The organism is Collinsella aerofaciens (assembly GCF_040910265.1).
Taxonomy (GTDB): Bacteria; Actinomycetota; Coriobacteriia; order Coriobacteriales; family Coriobacteriaceae; genus Collinsella; species Collinsella aerofaciens_BK.
The window spans coordinates 25,840-44,980 of the sequence record NZ_JBDGAW010000022.1; the positions used below are offsets into that span (position 1 = coordinate 25,840).

The following is a 19,141-nucleotide window of genomic DNA, read 5'->3' on the forward strand; positions in this document are numbered from 1 at the left end:
ACCGCCAGACAAAAGGCGCCGCGACGATCCATGTGTCGCGGCGCCTTTTTAGATTGGCTATCGCTTGAGTCACCGCAAGGCGGCCGCTCCCCTATTTGCCAAGAGCCTACAGCTCGCAGGCGACCTTGTAGCCATCGCCGATGGCGTCGCGGATGTTGCCGCACTTGTTGGCGTCGCCCAGCACGTGGATGGCAACGCCGGCGGAGGCAAGGTCATCGGCCAGCTTGGTATTGGGGCGGTAGCCCATGGCAAGCACCAGCGTATCCGCATCGGCGATAGTGTGGATCTCGCCATCCTTCTCGTAGCTGATGGTGTCCTCGGTGATCTCGGTCACCTTGGCCTCGGTCAGCACGTGGACGCCCTTAGAGAGCATGCGCGTGATGAGCACCGCTCGGCCGGCGCCGCCCTCGTTGGCAGCGAGCGTCTTGGTCATCTCGATGACGGTGACATCGCGGTTGGCCGGCGACAGGTCGTTGACCAACGGGGCCAGATAATCGGCCGTTTCGCAGCCAACGGTGCCGCCGCCCACAATGACGATCTTCTTGCCCGGGAAAGCCTTGCCACCCAGCAGGTCGTCAGCCGTCATGACCTGCTTAAAGCCCTGCATGAAGGCCGGAGCGATGGGCTCGGCGCCATAAGCCAAGACAACCTCGTAGCCCGCGTAGTCGCGCTGAATGTCCTCGGCAGTAAGCTCGGTGCCAAATACGCACTTCACGCCAGCCTCAGCAAGACGGCGGTACTGGTACTTGATCACGCGGGTGAGTTCCTGCTTTGCCGGCGGAACGGCCGCGATGCGCATCTCGCCGCCCGGTTCGTCCTGCTTATCCACGAGCACCACGTTGTGGCCGCGCTTGGCGGCAATGTAGGCAGCCTCCATGCCCGCAGGACCAGCGCCCACAACCAGCACGTTCTTTGCCTCTGCGGCAGGCTCGTAGCCAGCCTCGTCGCGCTCCACGTCCGGGTTGACGGTGCAGGAGATACGCTTGCCAAACATGATGCCGTTCAGGCAGCGCAGGCAGCCGATGCAGGGGCGGATCTCGTCGGCGTTGCCGGCAGCCGCCTTATTGCAGAACTCGGCATCGCACAGGTTGGCGCGACCCATCATGCAGATGTCGGCGGCGCCGTCCTCGATCAGCTCCTCGGCAATCCAGGCCTCATTGATGCGGCCGACCGTGGCAACGGGAATGTTGACGTGCTTCTTGATCTCGCGCGAACAGGCGGCGTGCGAGGCCTGCTGGGTGCCGGCGGCGGGAATGGCGGAGCCGCGCTTGATGGTAGTGCCGCCCGACACGTGGATCATGTCGACGCCGGCCTTCTCCAAGCGACGCGAGACATAGATCATGTCGTTGAGGGTCAGGCCGCCATCGGTGTACTCGTCGCCCGAGATACGGACGTCGATGATAAAGTCCTTGCCGCAGCGCTCGCGAATCTCGGCGATGACCTCGAGCAGGAAGCGCATGCGGGCGTCGAGCGAGCCACCGTACTCGTCGGTGCGCTTGTTATAGAGCGGGGTCAAAAAGCCGCCGAGCATGCCGTGGGCGTGTGCCGCATGGACCTCGACGCCGTCGACACCGGCCTTCTGCATGCGCACAGCAGCGTCACCAAACTGATGCGTGAGCTCGTGGATCTCATCGACCGTGATGGGGCGCGGCGCCTCGCGGGCATAGGACGGGCCCACAAAGGACGGAGCGATCAGGCGCGGCGTGCCCGGAATGTTAAAGGCCATGTAGGCGGGGTGGAAGAGCTGCGGCATGATCTTGCAGCCATACTCGTGGACGGCCGCGGCGAGCTTTTCCCAGCCAGGGATAAACGTGTCGTCGTAGCAGCACATGTCACCCGGCAGATAGGTATAGGTGGGCTCGACCGTCACGACCTCGGTGATGATCAGGCCAACGCCGCCCTTGGCACGGGCACGGTAATGATCGACCAAGTCGTCGGTCACATAGCCATGATCGGCCAGGTTCGTGGACACCGGCGGCATAAAGACGCGGTTCTTGACCTCGGTCGTACCGACCTTGATCGGGCTAAAGAGCATCGGGTAGGCGGAAGACTCCATACAGGGTTCCTTTCGTTTGAGCCGCTCGGCGGCAGTTGCTAACGTACTTATCGTATCAGGAACCGCCGTATCCGCACTCGCTCGCACTCCTCATCTTCAATCCCGACCCTCACAAAAAAGTTGCGGTGGAATACGGAGTAGATAAGGCCTTTGACAGCCAAAACAGTCCGTATTCCACCGCAACTGATGGATGGGATGGGTTAGAGGCCCAGGTAGCTCGTCATGCCTTCGACGGCGAGCTTGGCGCCGGCTACGGCATGGACCACGGTGAGCGGGCCGTTGACCACGTCGCCGGCGGCAAAGACGCCAGGCACGGTGGTCATGCCGCACTCATCGACCGAAAGAAGACCGCGATGGTCGGTCTCCAGACCGCCCGTCGTAAGCACCAGCTTGTCCTTAGGCACTTGCGAGGCCGCAATCACAACCGTGTCGGCGGGCACATGGTCAAGTTCTTCCTCGTAGCCCACCACGTTGTCGTCCTCGTCAAAGATAGCCGTCTCGAACACCGGACCGTTATCGTCGATGGCGCAGATCGCCTTGCCGCGCACGATCTCGGCACCGTCAAGCTCGGTCAGCTCCACCTCGTCATCGATGGCCGAGATATGGCGCGATCGGGCATACACGGTAACCTTGCGAGCGCCCGAGCGCAGAGCCGTGCGGGCAACATCCATGGCCACGTTGCCGGCGCCGATAACCGCCACGTTCTGACCGATCGCCACGCTCGTGGGATCGACCAGGTAATCGATACCAAACAGTACGTTACCACGCGACTCGCCGGGAATACCCAGCTTGCGGGCGCGCCAGGTACCGGTACCGACAAAGACCGCATCGTAGCCGTCGCGCAACAGGTCGTCGATATGCAGCGCGCCACCGATGGTGGTCGAGGGACGGACGCGTACGCCAAGCGAGCACATCACGTGACGGTACTTTTGCACGAGAGCACGGGGCAGGCGAAACTCGGGGATGCCGTACTCCAGCACGCCGCCGATCTCGGGGCGTTGCTCAAACACCGTGACGGCACAGCCCAGCTGGGCCATCTTAATGGCCACGGTAATGCCGGCAGGACCGGAACCGACCACGGCAACCTGCTTGCCGCACGACGGCGCAGGCTTCCACTCCCTACGATCCAAATACGCAGTCGAGATATAGTTCTCGATGCTCGAGAAGTGCACCGGCGCACCCTTGCGGCCCTGGATGCACGCGCCCTCGCACTGACCCGAATGGTTGCAGATCATGGAGCAGACCGCGCTCATGGGATTGTTCTGGAACAGCAGCTCACCCGCCTCTTCCAGACGACGCTGCTTAAACAGGTCGATGACCTGCGGAATAGGCGTCTGCACCGGGCAGCCTTTAAGCTGGCAGAACGCCTTCTTGCACCCAAGGCAACGGTTCGCTTCCTCAACAATATGAATAGCCATCGGTTCCTCTCCTGGACCTCTACGACAATCTCTTTCGCCAACCTGCTTCGTTACAGAATCACGTGCTCGCACATCACGCTGCGCCCCATGCGCAGCAGCTCGTCGCGCGAACGCTCGACCGTGGACGGTGTGCTGTTCTCGATAACGGTCATAATGCCCGGTCGCGCGGCCGCGGCCCAGGCGGCAATAGCCTCAAAATCAAAGTTTCCGCACGTACAGGCGCCGTGGCATACCAAACGAGAGCCCGAGCCATCACACCAGCCATCCTGGTCCTCGTTGTCTACGATCTCGTAGTCCTTGGCATGCAGCACGCGAATCTTGCTGCCGCACAGGTGCAACATGCGCGACACCTGCTCGGAAGCCTCACCGACGATCGTGGGATGCAGCAGCGACACCGGATCGTAGATCACACCGAGTGCGGCGCTCGAAACGCGCTCCAGAACCTCGCGGCAGCGCTCGGGCGTATTGACGATCTCGTTCCAGCCGGGCTCGATCAGAAGCTCGCCGCCCTCCTTTTCGGCCATCGAGCACACGCATGCGAGTCCTTTGCAAAACGTATCGAGCGCAGCGGCCGAAAAACGGTCATCGGCCATCTTGTTCCGCGCGTTAGGGCGCCCCGTCTCGGTCCCCACCGGACAGCCCCCAAGCCAGCGCGCGAACCTCAGGCACGCCTCGTACTCGGCATAGGTATCCACCAGTTGATTCTGATCGGGCGTTGCCAGGTTTTTATAGCAGCCGAGCACCGCCACCTGCACGCCGTTGGTGTCGAGCACCTCGCGCAGATGGTCGGCGAGTTCGTGCGTAAGGCCGGAACGGTTAATGCCAAAGGACTTGTAGAGTACTTTGCTCGGTAGCTGAATGCACGAGAAACCCAGTTTGCCCGCCATGCGAATGCGCTCCTCGACCGTACCCTCGGGCAGGTCGTGCAGGCGCACGCCGACGCTCAGTGCGCCTTTTGACTGCGCCATGCCTAGACCTCCTTGCACGCATTGATGCCCGGCGTGTAGCCGCCAAACGGGTCGTCGATGGAGCACACGCCCGAAGGGGCAAGCGGATCGCGCTTACCGGCAAGCTTGTCATGATGCATGGTCTCGATATAGGCAAGCACCAGCGGCGCCACGCCCTTCGCGTCGTTTTTGACAACGGGCTCGCTCATGTAGTAGCCAAACGTGCCCTCGCGGTGCGCGGTGTTGCCAAGACCCGCCACCAGGCAGATGTTGTCGAGCGCCAGCTGTCCGTCGCGCTCGGACAGGCACGTGTCGCAGATGCCATCAAAAGCGCGACGGCCGTACTGGTAGTAGCGCTCGCCCAGCACGCCCAGGCGCACGCCCTTCATGATGGCGTTGGCAAAGATGGCGCTGCCCGACTCCTCCAGATAGTTGGGGGCGATATTGGGCAGGTTGATGACCTGGTGCCACATGCCGGTCTTCTCGTCCTGATACGGCAGCATGGCGTCGATCAGGTCGTGGAACATCTTGCGGATCTCGTCCTTCTCGGCCGACATCGAGGGCGGCATGAGCTCCCAGGTATCGATGAGCGCCATGGCGAACCAGCCCTCGGCGCGCAGCCAGAAGTTGGCCGAAAGGCCGGTGACGGGATCGCACCAGAACTGCTTGCGGCTCGCGTCGTAGGCGTGATAGTACAGACCGTTGAGGGGGTTGCGCATCAAATCGTGCACCACTTGGAACATATGGAAGCTATCCGAGCAGGCACGGCGGTTGTGGAAGCTCAGCTCGTACTGCATGTAGAACGGCTGCGCCATGTACATGCCGTCGAGCCAGATCTGGTTGGGGTAGACGGCCTTGTGCCAAAACACACCCTCTTTGGTACGCGGCTGGGTTTCGAGCTGACGATAGATGGTATCCATGGCGGCACGGTACTTGGGCTTGCCCACCAGGTCATAGAGTTTGTAGAGGGTTTTGCCCGCGTTGACGTTGTCGAGGTTGTACTCCTGGGGATCGTAATGCTTGATGGTGCCGTCATCCTGGACAAAGAAGTCGATATAGTCGTCGGCGAAGGTCAGGTAACGCTGCTCGCCGGTGATCTCGTACAGCTCGATGAGTGCCTTGATCATGCAGCCGTCAATGTAATTCCAGGTGTTCTCCTTGCCGGCGCGAAGCTTTTCGATATTCCAGGCCGGCGCCTGAGGCGTAGAGGTCTCGATCAACTGCTCGATATAACGGTCCAGAATCTGATTGCAACCCATTGCTGTCCCCTCTGACGTTATTGATGGGTGAACGTTTCCCCTAGTGTAACGCGAACGGGGATTATAGGGTGAACGTTAACCCTATAATCCCCGTGAACGGCAAACTTTTAACGGCAAACGGCGGTGAGGCCCACAGCGATGCGATGCGCCAGGCGCTCATAGCCGGCAGGGCTGTAATGCAGACCGTCCGGCATGTAGAGCTCGCGGTGCTCCGGCAAAAACGGGCTGATGCCGCTTTGCGCATACAGGTCGATCACCGGCACCGAGTAGCGATCGCAGACCTCCAGCATCGCGCGCACATAGGCGTCTTGCGTCAGGCCCAGATGGTTGGCCTCGTTGCTTGCCGGGATATCCTTCTCGTGTTTGCCGCTCGTCTTGCACGGCGTCATAAACACCAGCTTTGCCTGAGGCGAGCGCGCCGTGATGGTGCGGATCAGGTAGTCGAGCGCACCGTAGAACTCGTGCACGTCCGTGCTGCCCAGCTCTCCCAGCGGCACGTTACGGCTAAAGTCGTTAACGCCGCCAAAGACGATGCAGATATCTGCCGTGTGATCGATGCCGTCCAAGCGCTCGACAAACGAATCGCTACGGTCGGCCTTGACGGCAATACGCGAACCCTTAATACCATAGTTCTCGATCGTAGCGCCGCCCAGCAGCGCACCCAGGTGCGAAGTCCAGGAGATATCGTTGCCTCCCCCGCCGCATCCGTTATCGCCCCAGGTGGTCGAATCGCCAAAGCAGCAGATGGTCGATTCGCTCAAGTTTTTCGTTTCCATATTCTTCTCCTCACCCGCACACCGGCGGTCATACAGGTACATACCGTTCATTCGCAACATCCGTGGGGCTATGCGTGGGCGCATTCCGCAACTTGCGAATCGAGCCATTCGATATCCTCGGCAAGATGCGCCACGCCAAGATGGTGTCCACCCGGACAGACCTCGTGCAGAAGGTTTTCGTCCTTGCCCAGCAGCGCGTAGGCGTCGCGAACGATATCGAGCTGCTCGTCTACGTTCGCAAGCCCGCGGGCGCCGTTGAGATGGTCTTTCTCGCAGCTCTGAACCAAGAGCGGCCGTGGCGCGACAAGCGATGCAATGTCGCCCATGTCGAGCAGACGCCAGAGTCCAGGCGTGTAATTGCAGCTGCAATTGCCGTTGAGGTGCAGTAGCGAATCATCAACGCCGTACAGATAGCCCGAGACAAACGCCTTGCGCACGCGCGGGTCGAGCGCGGACAGGTACAACGTCATGTAACCGCCGCCCGAAAAACCAAAGCAGCCCAGGTCGTCCATGGCAATGTCACCGCGTGTCTCCAAGTAATCAATCAAGCGCATGTTGTCCCAGGCGTTGAGGCCCGCGACCGTAAGACCCAGCGGCTCGGCCATACGTGCTTGATTCAGACACGTACCGCGCAGGTAGCTGTTCTCGTCGTCGCCCTGACCCTTCCAGTCACGACGGTATCCCCAACCACGCGCATCGGGGCAGACGGTCACGTAACCCATGCGCGCCAAACGCAGACCGTAGTCGTAATTGAACTTACGCACGGCATCGTCGACCGCCGGCACGCCCGCAACGCCGGCTATGCTTGCAGCACCCGCCCCCTGGTGACCATGCGGGCAGATATAGCAGCGCTTGAGTCCCCGCTCGTCAAGCTTGGGGCGGGACGGCTCCAACAGGTAAAACGGCATCCACACATCGTGCTCAACCTGCAACACCGCATGAGTACGCACGATGCTGCCGGCAACCCGCACGCGATTGAGCTCACGAATCTCAATCGGGGCGCGGTCCATAAGCGAAAGACCCAAAATATCGTACAGACGAGTCCTGGTCGCAGCCTTCCATGCCTCAAAGTCTGTGGGAGTCTTGCCCGTAAATGCGGCCGAGCGCCCCTCGCGCTTCAGTCGGGCGCGCAGCGCAGGTTCGTCCTCGTAGTACGTCTCGATGTGCACGGTGCGGCCATTGGCAGATAGCCCGGCCGTCTCTACCGCATCACCGTCGCCGCCCTCGGGATCCCAACCATCCGTGCCGGCAAGCACTCGGTCACGCGCATAGCGTTCGGAATCCTGACCGGTCAGGCAATGCGCCCACGGCACCCAAGCGGCAGTATCACCCGCCGGGCCAAACAGGGCACCGCCGGCATACAGGGTGCCGTCATGTGCCGCTGGCTTATTCCAATCCCACCAACCCTCGAGTGAAATATGGGGGCCCAGCCAGCATTCGAGCAAAACGGTCTGGGCCCACTCGCGCCATGGACGACCCAGATAGACCGATCCGGGGGCAATGCCCTCATCGGCTGTAAACGAACAGCCATGAAACACAAATCCGTACGGCTCGCCCTGAGGCGTGGAGGCTGCCGTTACATACCCGTTGACATCCATATCGCGGTTGAGCGAGCGAATCTCACACCCCTCAAAGTAGGCACGCGCGCCGCCAAAGATAAAGTCGACATCGCCCTCGATCCGGCAACGTCGAAAATACTGCCGCCCCACGCGGCGCGGGGCGAACTGCTTGGGGCCTATAAAGCCGCCCGGCTTGGCCTCGCGCGGCGGCAGCGGCCCCAAAAAGAGCGTGTCCTGATGGCCCAGGATGCGGCAGGTATCGACCGCCAGGCGGTCGCCGTCGGCATACAGGGCAATCGCCTGACCGACCTCGCGCCCATCACCGGCATCGTTTTCGATCGTTAGGCCCGCAAGCGTCACGTCGTCGGCATCGACCAGCACCGTGTACGTACGGAAGGTGCCGAGTCTTCCATCCTGGCCGCTACCGTCTTCCGAAGGCATCTTGGCACCCAGGCCTCCCACGATACGCACGCTGTCGGCGGTCTCGCCCTCGAGCGTCACATGCGGACGACGAATTTCGACCTGTTCGCGGTACTCGCCCGGCGCCACCAGCACGCGCACCGGCACGGTCGCATCGGGCACACACCGCTCCGCCGCCTCGAGCGCCGCCGAAATGCTGCGATACGCGCCTTCGCGTTCGAGCGATACCTCAAAGAGCTGTTCTTTACCACTCATCTGTCATTACGCTTTCTATCACAGAACACCCACCATGCAATACTGGCACCTATAGATTGCGTGCGACAGCCGGGCAGACCCGACCGTCGCACGCCTCAACATGCCGTATTCACTTGTACAGGAGCACTACCCTACGCGCGGATAACTTTGTCGACGTTCTGCAGCTGCAGCTCGTCGCCATCCTGACCCTCGATGCGCACGTTCTGCAGGTCGAGGACTTTCACGTTCTGCGCGATGATGCCCTGGCGCACCATAGGCTCCACGCCGCAGGCCATGGCCGGCACAAAGGGCTCGGCATCGGCGGCAAAGGTCACATGGACATCCTGAAACGTCAGGCGCGTCACCTTGCTCTCGGGAAGGCCCGTGATATAGGCCGCGGCCGCATGGCAGTTGGTGGCCTCGATATCGCAAAACGTCGTGGCGCCAAAGCCGGGCGTACGGTCGTCGACGGGCAGCGCGTCGCGGCTCTGGACATAGTCGGTCTTGCCGTCCTTATCGCAGAAGTAGAACGAGTTGACCACGAAGGGCGTGAGCACCTTATCCATGCGAATGTGCTCGAAGGTGATGCCCTCGTTGACGGCGTCCTTGCCGCGCCCACGGCGGGTCTTGACGCGCAGGCCGCGGTCGGTGCGCTCAAAGAGGCACTTGTTCACGGTGAGGTCCTTGATGCCGCCGGCGGCCTCGGATCCCAGCACCACGGCGCCGTGGCCGTCGTGCATGTAGCAGTGCGAGATCAGCACGTCGTGCGTGGCGGGACGGAGCTCGGGTTCAATGCCCAGTTTGCCGCTCTTGATGGCGATGCAGTCGTCGCCCACCGAGAACTGGCAGCCAAGGATGCGGACAAAACCGCAGCTCTCGGGATCGAAGCCGTCGGTGTTGTGGGAGTTCTTGGGACCCTCGATGGACAGGCACAGAGCATCGACGCGCTCGCACAGGATGGGATGGATATTCCACGCCGGGCTGTTGCGTACGGTAAAGCCGGCAAGGCTCACGTTTTCGCACTCGGACAGGAAAATCATGCGCGGGCGGGCGACCTCGCGGCCCTCCTCGGGACGGAAGATGTTCTTAAAGTCCTTGTTCCACCAGTTGTCCTCGGCAAAATCGGTCTGGCCGTCGATGGCGCCGCGACCATAGATGCACACGTCGTGCACGCTCAGACCCGTAAAGGTCGAACAGTAGGTCGAGAAGCTCTCGCCCTCCCAGCGACCCAGGGGCAGCATGTCGGTGCCGGCATACCCGGCGCCCTCGTCACCCGCGACCGTGCCCGGAATGTAGGCAAGCGCCGCGCGGTCGTGACGGGCCAGCAGCACCGCGCCCTCGGCAAGCTCGATGTTGATATTGCTCTTAAGGAAGAGGGACTTGATGCGGTAGTTGCCGGCGGGGATCAGCACGCGCCCGCCCTTGGGACAGGCCATGATGGCAGCTTGGATATTGGTGGTGTCGTCGTGCTCGGCATCGCCCTTGGCGCCGCAGTCGCGAACGTTGATGGTAAAGGGCTCCGCCGGCGTGGTGACGCCTACGCTCAGCTCGCGCTCGCCGCAGACAAAGCGGATCAGGTTGCGCTTGCCGGGGGTCAGGCCATCGACATAGGTCTCGACCGTATTCGTGGTACCGGCGGGCTCATCGTTGACAAAGATCTCCCACGTATCGGCACAGGTAAAGTAGCCGCCATCGTCGAGCTCGATAACGGCCGCGCGGGCATTGCGCCAGATAACGTTCGTCTCCATGGGTCTCTCCCTCAAATGTAATCAGAAGTTCATACTACTCGTTTTAAAAAAGGGCCGTACCCGCCGGTGGATCTCCGGTGGCACGGCCCTGTGGTTTGGACGATGCGCCTGCCCTACTCGGCGGGAATTACGCTGCCGTCCTGGAAGCCAACATTGTTGTGGGCGAAGCAGTCCTCGTACTTAAAGCCGGAGAGCTCCTCGCAAAGCGCCTTGACCTCGGGCTTGACGTCGGCCATCTTGCCACCCTCCTTGACACGGTGGATCTCGTCGCAAAGGATGTCGCACTGCTCCTTGTCGATCTTGATGCCGCGGGCAAGGACAGCCGCGAGCAGGAAGAAGCCGGCGCAGCCGATGAGCATGTAGCCGCAGATGTACAGAGGCACGGTAGCGGGCTGGGTCACGGCGTCGCTGTTGCCGGCGGTCTGAATGAAGCCGGAGGCAGCAAGGACGATAGCCCATGCGTTAACGGCAATTGCCTGGGCAACCTGCTGGCAGAGCTGCTGGGCGGAGCTGTAGATGCCCTCGCGGCGACGCAGGGTGATGAGCTCATCGACATCGGGGATGTAGTTGAGCAGGACATCGGGCAGATACTGGAAGCCAACGTAGAAGAACTTCCAGATGGCGAAGATGATGGGGTAAGCGATCATGGCGATGGCGATCGTGGAGGTGCCGTTGATCTGACCAAAGGCGAAGTAGTTGTAGGCGATGATGCACGCAGCGCAACCGACGTTGGCCAGGTACCAAGACTTGTGGAAGCCCTTCTTGGCCATGAGAGCGACCCAGATAGCGGTGCAGACGATAGCGACGACCTTGCCGGGCATCTCCATCACGGACTCGTAGGACTTAGGAATCTGCAGACAGTAGACGATGAAGAAGGACAGGCAGGCAGACCAGCAGGCAGCAGCGAGCTTCGTGGAAACCTGCGCATACAGGACCTTGCGGAAGGACTTGTTGCGGAAGGTAGAGACAACATCGATGAAGAACTTCTTGATGCCCTCGCCGACACTCTCGATCTTCTCCTGAGCGACCTCCTCGGGGGTGTGCTCCCACGTGGACAGGTACACGCAGAGCAGCGAGATTGCCATGACCGAAGCGTTGATCGTAGCGATGATGAAGTAGCTGAACGGATTGGTCTCGCCAAAGGTGCCAAAGCCAAAGCCGACGAGCGCTGCCATCAGGAAGCCGGCGGCGTTACCAAAGAGGTGCTTGTATCCGGTGAGATACGTGCGCTCCTTGAAGTCGTCAGTCATCTCGATGGTCAGCGGCGACAGGTTGGCGGTGCAGAACGTGTACGCGACGTTGTAGATCAGGTACAGCACAAAGTAGTACGGGAAACCGAACGGCGTAGCCACGAAGATGAGCGGCTCGGCAACCATCATCGGGATGGCCAGCAGAATCCAGAAACGGCGACGACCGAAGATACGGCCGACCTTGGTGGCGTAGAAGTTATCGGCCACGAAGCCCATCAGCGGGCAAAGGATGGCGTTGAGGTAAATGGCGAACGAGCTGATCAGAGCAGCCTCGCCTGCGGACAGGCCGCACTCCGTGGACAGGAACAGCACCATGTAGCTGTGCGTAAAGCTCAGGGCACCGGAGTTGAGCATGCCGCCCATACCAAAGCCCAAGCGCGTCCAGAATGTGATCTTGCGCTTTTTACCGATCTTGTTAGTCATCGAGCTCCCTCTCTTTTCTCGATTGTCTTGTAACAAGACATTGGAGTCCATACCGATGTCTGTCTGCATGTCGCCCACTCGTAGGGTGAACGTTTAGCTAGATTATGCGCGATTGCTTATGATAGGTGAACGTTCACTTGTATATTATCCTTGAACGGTCGTTTTTTGCCGTTAAACGGACGTCTGACTTGAAAAAAATCACGATTACATAGGTATTGAGTGGGTTTCAATTTGAGGTCGATTAGGTGAACGTTTATTGTTTTCGCCGCTCCCGTACCCTCAGAAAGACACGCCCGAACAGACAGAACAAACATGGCCCCGCCGGGAACACTCCCGACGGGGCCATGGTCAATAGCGTCCTATGCGAACCCATTTACCGCTACAGGCAGACCCCGTCCTTCCAGATGCTGATCTCGTGGCAACCGCGACGCTCGGCACTCGTAAGCTTGCCGCTCGCCGTGTCCAGCACCAGCTGATACAGGTCGCTGGCAGCCTCATCGAGCGTACGCTCGCCCGTAGCCACCACACCGGCGTTAAAGTCCATCCAGTTGGCCTTGTGGTCGCACAGGCGCTGGTTGGTGAACACCTTGAGCGTGGGCGCCGGCGCGCCAAACGGCGTACCGCGGCCAGTGGAGAACAGGATCACGTGGCAACCGGCAGCGGTGAGCGCCGTGGTCGACACCATGTCGTTGCCCGGGCCACACAGCATATTCAAGCCATGCTTGGTGGCCTGGCCGGCGTACGGCAGCACGTCGACGATGGGCGCGGAGCCGCCCTTTTGCACGCAGCCGCAGCTCTTGTCCTCGAGCGTGGTAATGCCGCCGTCCTTGTTGCCGGGGCTCGGGTTCTCATAGACGACCTCGCCGTGGCTGATAAAGTAGTCCTTAAAGCCGTTGAGCATGTCCGAGGCGGCGTTAAAGACCTGCTCGTTCTCGCAACGGTCGAGCAGGATGCTCTCGGCGCCGAACATCTCGGGCACCTCGGTCAGCACCGACGTGCCGCCGCGGTCAACGACCATATCGCTCACACGACCGATCGTGGGGTTGGCGGTAATGCCCGAAAGGCCGTCAGAGCCGCCGCACTTGAGGCCAATGACCAGCTCGGAAGCCGGGATGGGCTCACGCTTGGCCTGCTTGGCGAGGTCGGCCAGCTCGGCTAGAATCTTGTGACCCTCAACCTGCTCGTCGGCAACGTCCTGGCAGGTGAGGAAGCGGACGCGCTCGTGATCGAAGTCACCGAGCTCATCGAGCACCTGCTGGTGCGTGCAGTTTTCGCAGCCGAGCGACAGGAACAGCACGCCCGCCGCATTGGGGTGACGCGAAAGCGCCACCAGCAGACGACGAGTCTGGGCGTGGTCGGCGCCGGTCTGCGAGCAGCCAAAGGGATGCGGGAAGTAATAGACGCCCTCGAGCGAACCGTCGACCAAATCCTGGGCCTGCTCGCACATAGCGCGCGCGACCTCATTAACGCAGCCGACCGTGGGGATGATCCACAGCTCATTGCGCGTGGCGGCACGGCCGTCGGCACGGCGGAAACCCATAAAGGTCTCGGGCTCAACGGAATCCACAACCGGATGCGTGGGGTTGTACGTGTACTCGACCTCACCCGAAAGGTTGGTCTTCACATTATGCGTGTGGAGCCACTGACCGGGCTGGATGTCGCCCGTCACGTGTCCGATGGGCAGGCCGTACTTGATGACGTCCTCCCCCGCGGAAATCGCACGCACGGCCATCTTGTGGCCCTGCGGGATATCCTCCACGGCCACGACCTCGCCCACACCGGGGACCGCGACGGCGGTGCCCTTGGCGAGCGGTGACAGCGCAACGATCACGTTGTCGGCCGGATTGATCTGGATAGTGTTCATTACAAAGAGTCCTAACCCTACAGGTTGAGCAAAAATCGAGCGGCGCCCACCGGTTGACCGGCGGGCGCACAAAGGGATTTAGGCCTGAGCGTTGGCGAATGCCTGCTTGACGCCCTCGACACGCACGACGGCGAGTGCGTTGACGACAAACTCCTCAAGGCCGGCGATCTGCGTAAGGTCCTCGCCCCACATCTTCTCGTTGCTGAGCACGTCGTGCACCAGCTCGGCATCGTCTGCACCGGCGTGGGCGGCGTAGAAATCGAGCACGAAGGCGTCGTCCTGAGCGGTGTACTCGGTGCCGTCGGCGCGGCGCAGATGCAGGCCGTCACCCTCGCGGGCAACGAGCTCCTGCGTATAGAACGCGATGAGCGTAGCCAGGCTCGTGGACAGGCACTTGGGCAGGTTACCGGTCTCGGCAACGTAGTCCTTGAGCGTGGGCAGGTCGCGGGCGCGCCACTTGGCGGTGGAGTTGAGGCAGATGGAGAGCAGCGCGTGGTCGATAAACGGGTTATCGAAACGGTTCTCGACGGCAGCGGCAAAGGCCTTGCAGTCCTCGACATCAAGATCGGCGGCAAGCGTCGGGATGACCTCGTCGTAGAGCATAGTGTTCATAAAGCCGCGGATGGTCTCGTCGTGCATGCAGTCGCGCACGATGTCAAAACCGACAACCCAAGAGCCCGGAACAAAGGCGGTGTGGGCGCCGTTGAGGATGCGGACCTTGCGCTTCTTGTACGGGGTGACGTCGGGGGTCACAAAGACGCCCGGCAGGCCGGCCTTCACGAAGGGCAGACGCTCCTTGAGCGACTCATCACCCTGGATGCCCCACATCTGGAAGGGCTCGCGCACGGCCAGGAAGGGATCCTCGTAGCCCAGACGCTCGGCAACCGCGGCGGCCTCCTTGGGGTCGCGGATGCGGCCGGGAACGATGGTGTCGACGAGCGTGGTGCAGACGGTGCAGTCGTTGGCCATCCACTGCGAGAACTCGTCCTCCCAGCCCCAGTCGCTCACGTACTGGTTCATGATGCGCAGCAGCTCCTCGCCGTTGTGGTCGATGAGCTCGCAGGCGAGCACGATAACGCCCGGCTTACCGGCAGCCCAGCGGGTGTGGAGCACCTGGGCAAGCTTGGCCGGGAAGCTCGCGGGCGGCATGTCGTCGGCCTTGCAGGACGGGTCGTAGGCGATGCCGGCCTCGGTGGTGTTGGAGACGATGATCTCCAGGTCGTCAGAGACGGCAACCTCCATGATGGCGTGGTAGTCGTCCTCGCGGTACGGGTTGAGGCAGCGGCTGCAGGCGCTGATCACGCGGGACTCGTCAACCGTGTTGCCGTTCTCCTTGCCGCGAACCAGCACGGTGTACAGGTCGTCCTGGGCATTGATGCCGTCGGCAAAGCCAAAGGCACCGCTGATGGGCTGTACCATAACGACCTTGCCGTTCCAGCCGGTGGCCTCGTTGCCCATGTCAAAGAAGCGGTCCACGAAAGCGCGCAGGAAGTTGCCCTCGCCAAATTGCAGGACCTTCTCGGGGGCGTCCTTGGGCAACACGTAGCCCTCGTAGCCGATCTTCTCGAGCGTCTCGTAGCTGATGTTCTCCATCTATGTATCTCCTTAGGCGTTTGTTAGCGTGCAAGTAAAACGGGGGCGCCGCGTGTGGCAACGGCGCTCCCGGGTTCGATGTGGTTCGCTGTGGAATTAGGCCTCGACGGTGTCCAGGTCAAAACCGAAGTAGCGGACGGAGTTGTTGTAGCTGATGTCGCGCACGATGGTGCCCAGCAGCTCCATGTCGGCCGGGTACTTGCCCTGCTCGACCCACTCGCCGATCACGCTGCACAGCACGCGGCGGAAGTACTCGTGGCGCGGGTAGGACAGGAAAGAACGGGAGTCGGTGAGCATGCCGACAAAGTTGCCCAGAACGCCCTCATTGGCAAGGGCCGTGAGCTGCTCGCGCATGCCGACCTCGTTGTCGTTGAACCACCAAGCGGAACCGTTCTGGATCTTGCCGGCAGTCGGGGCCTCCTGGAAGCAGCCCATGACGGTGTCGATCATGGTGTTATCGATGGGGTTCAGGCTATACAGGATGGTCTTGGGCAGGCCGCAGGTCTCCTGGATGGAGTTGAGGAAATCCGCGAGCTGGTCAGACGGCGTGTAGTTGGAGATGCAGTCGTAACCGGTGTCGGGGCCGAGCTTGGCGAACATAGCGCGGTTGTTGTCGCGCTTGCAGCCAAAGTGCAGCTGCATGGCCCAACCCAGGCGGACATACTCGCCGGCGACGAACTGCATAAAGGCGGTCTTGTACTTGAGGACCTCTTCCTCGGTGAGCGGCTCGGCAGCCAGGCCCTTGGCGAAGATGGCCTCGATCTCATCGGCGGTAGCCGGGACATACATGACGTAGTCGAGAGCGTGGTCGGAGGCGCGGCAGCCCAGCTCGTGGGCAACATCGTAGCGCTTGGAGATGGCAGCCTTCATGCCCTCGAAGTCGTTGACATCGACGCCGGCGACCTCGGAGAGGTGCTTGCAGTAGTCGGCGAACTCTTGACCGCGCTCGATGCGCAGGGCGGCGTCGGGGCGCATGGCCGGGACGACCTGGACGTCAAAGCTCTCGTCGGCGGCAATCTTCTTGTGCCACTCAAAGCTGTCGGCGGGGTCGTCGGTGGTGCAGATCATGCGGACGTTGGACTGCTTGATCAGGTTGCGGCAGGTAAAGCTGGCCTCGGCGAGCTTGGCGTTGGCGAGGTCCCAGACCTCCTGGGCAGTATTGCCGTTGAGGACGCCCTCGTAGCCAAAGAAGCGCTTGAGCTCCAGGTGGCTCCACTCAAAGACGGGATTGCCCACGCAACGGCCCAGGGTCTCGGCCCACTTCTGGAACTTCTCGCGAGCAGGGGCATCGCCGGTAATGACGCGCTCGTCGACGCCGTTGGCACGCATCAGGCGCCACTTGTAGTGGTCACCGCCCAGCCAAACCTCGGTGATGTTCTCAAAACGCTTGTCGTCCCAGATCTCCTTGGGAGAAATGTGGCAGTGGTAGTCAACGATGGGCATGCCCTCGGCAAAGTTGTGGAACAGCTCCTCACCGGTTTTGGTGCTTAGCAGGAAATCCTGATCGTCCATGAAGTTTTTCATCAAACAACCCCTTTGTTGGCGGAGCGGGCGCACGATGCGCTCGTTATCCTCTAGGTGAACGTTCACTATACTAATTCATTGCGACTTAAAAGGTGAACGTTCACCTAACCACCATGGGGTGAACGGTCGATTTTGCCCGTTCAACGGTTACTGGAGCCGTGACTTGTATGTATTGCGAATTGGCAGGCGTCCCCGAATACCGAACTTGAGCGCTTTGGCCAGGTGGGTCATGTTCCGCCGTGCATTTTTGGGAGTATTCAGCATCGGAGCGCACCGCGCACCGTCTTCGAAGCCCTATCTGATGCTCATATTGCGCCCAATCGGCATAAATAAATGCCCCCGATGGCGAATTACGCCATCGGGGGCACTTAAAACAGTCGTCCTAACCTCTTTCGGGACACGCCATTGCTGAATACTCCAAAAAATGCACGTCGCAAGAGGGGGCACCTGACTAAACGGCTAAATTCCCGCAAGCTCGCAGTAGCGGTCGACGTTGCTGGCAAACACCATCTCCACAGCACCCTTCTGCACGGGCTCCGCCGGAGTTTTACCCCACAGCAGATACTCGCCCAAGGTCTTGGCGCCACGGTAGGCCAGGCTCACCGGGTCCTTATAGACAATATTGGTAAAGATGCCACGGCGCAAGGCCAAGGCGCTCTCGGGGAACAGGTCGTTGCCGATTACCATGACCTTGCCGGCCTTGCCGCTTGAAACAAGCGCGTCGGCGACCACCTCGGAACCAACGGCAAAAACGCTACAGATGAGCTCGGGAGCATCCGGCGCACTCAAGCGCTGCTCAAGCTCGCGCTCGAGCTGTTTGACTTGCGCATGGGCGCCGGCAAGGTCCTCAACCTGCCATGGAATATCGTGTTCGCGCAGGTAATTATGAAAGGCGCGGGCGGTCAGGTAGTGTGAATCGGTATAGGGGTCGCCCGCCAACAGGAGCACGCGGGCGTCAACCCCAGAAGCGTGGACCAGATTTGCCGCCTGCTCCGCCATAAGACTGCCCGCCGCGGAATAGTCCGCCAGACTGGCGCCCAGACGGTCGAGGTGCGGACGGTCACCGTCGACGAGCTCGATCGTCACGCCCGCCTCGGCAATCTGCCCCAAAAGCTCAGTTGCACGATCGTCGCCCGGCGCATAGGCGAGCAAGCCATCGATCTTCTCGCCCACCTGCAAACGCTCGTCGATTTGCTCGAGCGCATCAGCGTAGCCGCCCACGCCAAATTCAACACGCTCAACCGTAATGCCCTGGTCGATGACCTCCTGTTCAAAGCGATTGCAGCCTTCCCACAGGTAACGGAAAAAGTACGCTCCCTCGCGCGATGCGCGGGGCAGGCAAAACACCAGGTTGATGTCCTTGCGGCGCAGGCTTGAGGCACTTGTGTTGCGGTGATAGCCCATGGCCTCGGCCTTGGCGTTCACCTTGGCGCGCACGGATTCGCTCACGCCGGCCTTTCCCGTCAGGGCCTTGTGCACGGTATTGATGGAAACGCCAAGCTCGGCGGCTATGTCCTTCATGGTTACACGAGCGCTCATGGGATTACTCCGTTATAGATAAGTTGCCAATTTACAGTTCAGTTAACGATACCCCAAAAATACTCTTCAACTCGCCGCGCTCGCGCCCAAATGCGCAAAGCGCCCCGCGAACGGATGCTCGCGAGGCGCTTGGATGTCTAGACCTTATTTGATACCGCGGCCCAAGTCTTCGGCGATTTTGTCCACGCCCTTAAGTGCGGCGCACGTCTTTTTGTTGGAGCAATGCCCCGTGCAAACGCCACCCTGAGCGCAGTCGGCGCAGGTGCCCTTGCGGTAGATGCGCACGCATACCGCGACAAACGCAATACCAATAACAGCCAGTACAACAATATCGATAGGTGCCATAGCAAGCCTCCTCTAGTTAGCCACCACTTACTTTACCCCATTCTCCACCTACCAAAAAGGGACAGGTTTGTTTTGGTCGGTTTTATCTGCGGAAACGCCACATCTCTCCCAATCAGAACCACCCTTAAAAAGGGTGGTTTGCTCTTAGGGTATAACCCACGGGCTCCGGGCTCGCGTCTAAAGGCG

The 19,141-nt window shown here is 60.9% G+C and carries 13 protein-coding genes; all 13 read right to left on the bottom strand.

Annotated features, from left to right (window positions below; all coding sequences use genetic code 11):
* Positions 1-106: 106 nt before the first annotated feature.
* The 13 genes from AB5Z14_RS08600 to AB5Z14_RS08660 all read right to left on the bottom strand — a co-directional run bounded on the left by AB5Z14_RS08600 (position 107) and on the right by AB5Z14_RS08660 (position 18,955).
* Positions 107-2,056, bottom strand: a complete 1,950-nt coding sequence (locus AB5Z14_RS08600) for an FAD-dependent oxidoreductase (RefSeq protein ID WP_368131070.1) — start codon at positions 2,054-2,056, stop codon at positions 107-109.
* Positions 2,057-2,256: 200 nt separating this feature from the next.
* On the bottom strand, positions 2,257-3,474 hold the full coding sequence (locus tag AB5Z14_RS08605; RefSeq protein WP_117757448.1) for an FAD-dependent oxidoreductase: 1,218 nt from the start codon (positions 3,472-3,474) through the stop codon (positions 2,257-2,259).
* Positions 3,475-3,524: 50 nt separating this feature from the next.
* The gene (locus tag AB5Z14_RS08610) at positions 3,525-4,442 is read right to left on the bottom strand and encodes a sugar phosphate isomerase/epimerase family protein (RefSeq protein WP_368131071.1); all 918 of its coding nucleotides are present in this window, start codon (positions 4,440-4,442) and stop codon (positions 3,525-3,527) included.
* Between the two features lie 2 nt (positions 4,443-4,444).
* The gene (locus AB5Z14_RS08615; protein WP_117778846.1) at positions 4,445-5,680 is read right to left on the bottom strand and encodes a glycoside hydrolase family 88/105 protein; all 1,236 of its coding nucleotides are present in this window, start codon (positions 5,678-5,680) and stop codon (positions 4,445-4,447) included.
* A 107-nt stretch (positions 5,681-5,787) separates the two neighbouring features.
* Complete coding sequence (locus tag AB5Z14_RS08620; protein ID WP_368131072.1) at positions 5,788-6,456, bottom strand: SGNH/GDSL hydrolase family protein; 669 nt, start codon at positions 6,454-6,456, stop codon at positions 5,788-5,790.
* A 68-nt stretch (positions 6,457-6,524) separates the two neighbouring features.
* The gene (locus AB5Z14_RS08625; protein ID WP_368131073.1) at positions 6,525-8,690 is read right to left on the bottom strand and encodes a pectinesterase family protein; all 2,166 of its coding nucleotides are present in this window, start codon (positions 8,688-8,690) and stop codon (positions 6,525-6,527) included.
* A gap of 131 nt (positions 8,691-8,821) precedes the next feature.
* Positions 8,822-10,417: a glycoside hydrolase family 28 protein gene (locus AB5Z14_RS08630; protein WP_368131074.1), complete on the bottom strand. Its 1,596-nt coding sequence runs from the start codon at positions 10,415-10,417 to the stop codon at positions 8,822-8,824.
* Between the two features lie 113 nt (positions 10,418-10,530).
* Positions 10,531-12,090, bottom strand: a complete 1,560-nt coding sequence (locus AB5Z14_RS08635) for an MFS transporter (protein WP_368131075.1) — start codon at positions 12,088-12,090, stop codon at positions 10,531-10,533.
* Between the two features lie 379 nt (positions 12,091-12,469).
* Complete coding sequence (locus AB5Z14_RS08640) at positions 12,470-13,954, bottom strand: UxaA family hydrolase (protein WP_368131076.1); 1,485 nt, start codon at positions 13,952-13,954, stop codon at positions 12,470-12,472.
* A gap of 78 nt (positions 13,955-14,032) precedes the next feature.
* On the bottom strand, positions 14,033-15,547 hold the full coding sequence (locus tag AB5Z14_RS08645; protein WP_368131077.1) for a tagaturonate reductase: 1,515 nt from the start codon (positions 15,545-15,547) through the stop codon (positions 14,033-14,035).
* A 96-nt stretch (positions 15,548-15,643) separates the two neighbouring features.
* Complete coding sequence (uxaC, locus tag AB5Z14_RS08650; RefSeq protein WP_368131078.1) at positions 15,644-17,071, bottom strand: glucuronate isomerase; 1,428 nt, start codon at positions 17,069-17,071, stop codon at positions 15,644-15,646.
* Positions 17,072-17,530: 459 nt separating this feature from the next.
* Positions 17,531-18,610: a substrate-binding domain-containing protein gene (locus AB5Z14_RS08655; protein WP_368131079.1), complete on the bottom strand. Its 1,080-nt coding sequence runs from the start codon at positions 18,608-18,610 to the stop codon at positions 17,531-17,533.
* A gap of 144 nt (positions 18,611-18,754) precedes the next feature.
* Positions 18,755-18,955: a hypothetical protein gene (locus AB5Z14_RS08660; RefSeq protein ID WP_035136858.1), complete on the bottom strand. Its 201-nt coding sequence runs from the start codon at positions 18,953-18,955 to the stop codon at positions 18,755-18,757.
* Positions 18,956-19,141: the final 186 nt, after the last annotated feature.

Bases quoted from the DNA above. Each gene is read 5' to 3' on its own strand.
- AB5Z14_RS08600 (WP_368131070.1), bottom strand. From the start codon at position 2,056: ATGGAGTCTTCCGCCTACCCGATGCTCTTTAGCCCGATCAAGGTCGGT.
- AB5Z14_RS08605 (WP_117757448.1), bottom strand. From the start codon at position 3,474: ATGGCTATTCATATTGTTGAGGAAGCGAACCGTTGCCTTGGGTGCAAG.
- AB5Z14_RS08610 (WP_368131071.1), bottom strand. From the start codon at position 4,442: ATGGCGCAGTCAAAAGGCGCACTGAGCGTCGGCGTGCGCCTGCACGAC.
- AB5Z14_RS08615 (WP_117778846.1), bottom strand. From the start codon at position 5,680: ATGGGTTGCAATCAGATTCTGGACCGTTATATCGAGCAGTTGATCGAG.
- AB5Z14_RS08620 (WP_368131072.1), bottom strand. From the start codon at position 6,456: ATGGAAACGAAAAACTTGAGCGAATCGACCATCTGCTGCTTTGGCGAT.
- AB5Z14_RS08625 (WP_368131073.1), bottom strand. From the start codon at position 8,690: ATGAGTGGTAAAGAACAGCTCTTTGAGGTATCGCTCGAACGCGAAGGC.
- AB5Z14_RS08630 (WP_368131074.1), bottom strand. From the start codon at position 10,417: ATGGAGACGAACGTTATCTGGCGCAATGCCCGCGCGGCCGTTATCGAG.
- AB5Z14_RS08635 (WP_368131075.1), bottom strand. From the start codon at position 12,090: ATGACTAACAAGATCGGTAAAAAGCGCAAGATCACATTCTGGACGCGC.
- AB5Z14_RS08640 (WP_368131076.1), bottom strand. From the start codon at position 13,954: ATGAACACTATCCAGATCAATCCGGCCGACAACGTGATCGTTGCGCTG.
- AB5Z14_RS08645 (WP_368131077.1), bottom strand. From the start codon at position 15,547: ATGGAGAACATCAGCTACGAGACGCTCGAGAAGATCGGCTACGAGGGC.
- uxaC (WP_368131078.1), bottom strand. From the start codon at position 17,071: ATGAAAAACTTCATGGACGATCAGGATTTCCTGCTAAGCACCAAAACC.
- AB5Z14_RS08655 (WP_368131079.1), bottom strand. From the start codon at position 18,610: ATGAGCGCTCGTGTAACCATGAAGGACATAGCCGCCGAGCTTGGCGTT.
- AB5Z14_RS08660 (WP_035136858.1), bottom strand. From the start codon at position 18,955: ATGGCACCTATCGATATTGTTGTACTGGCTGTTATTGGTATTGCGTTT.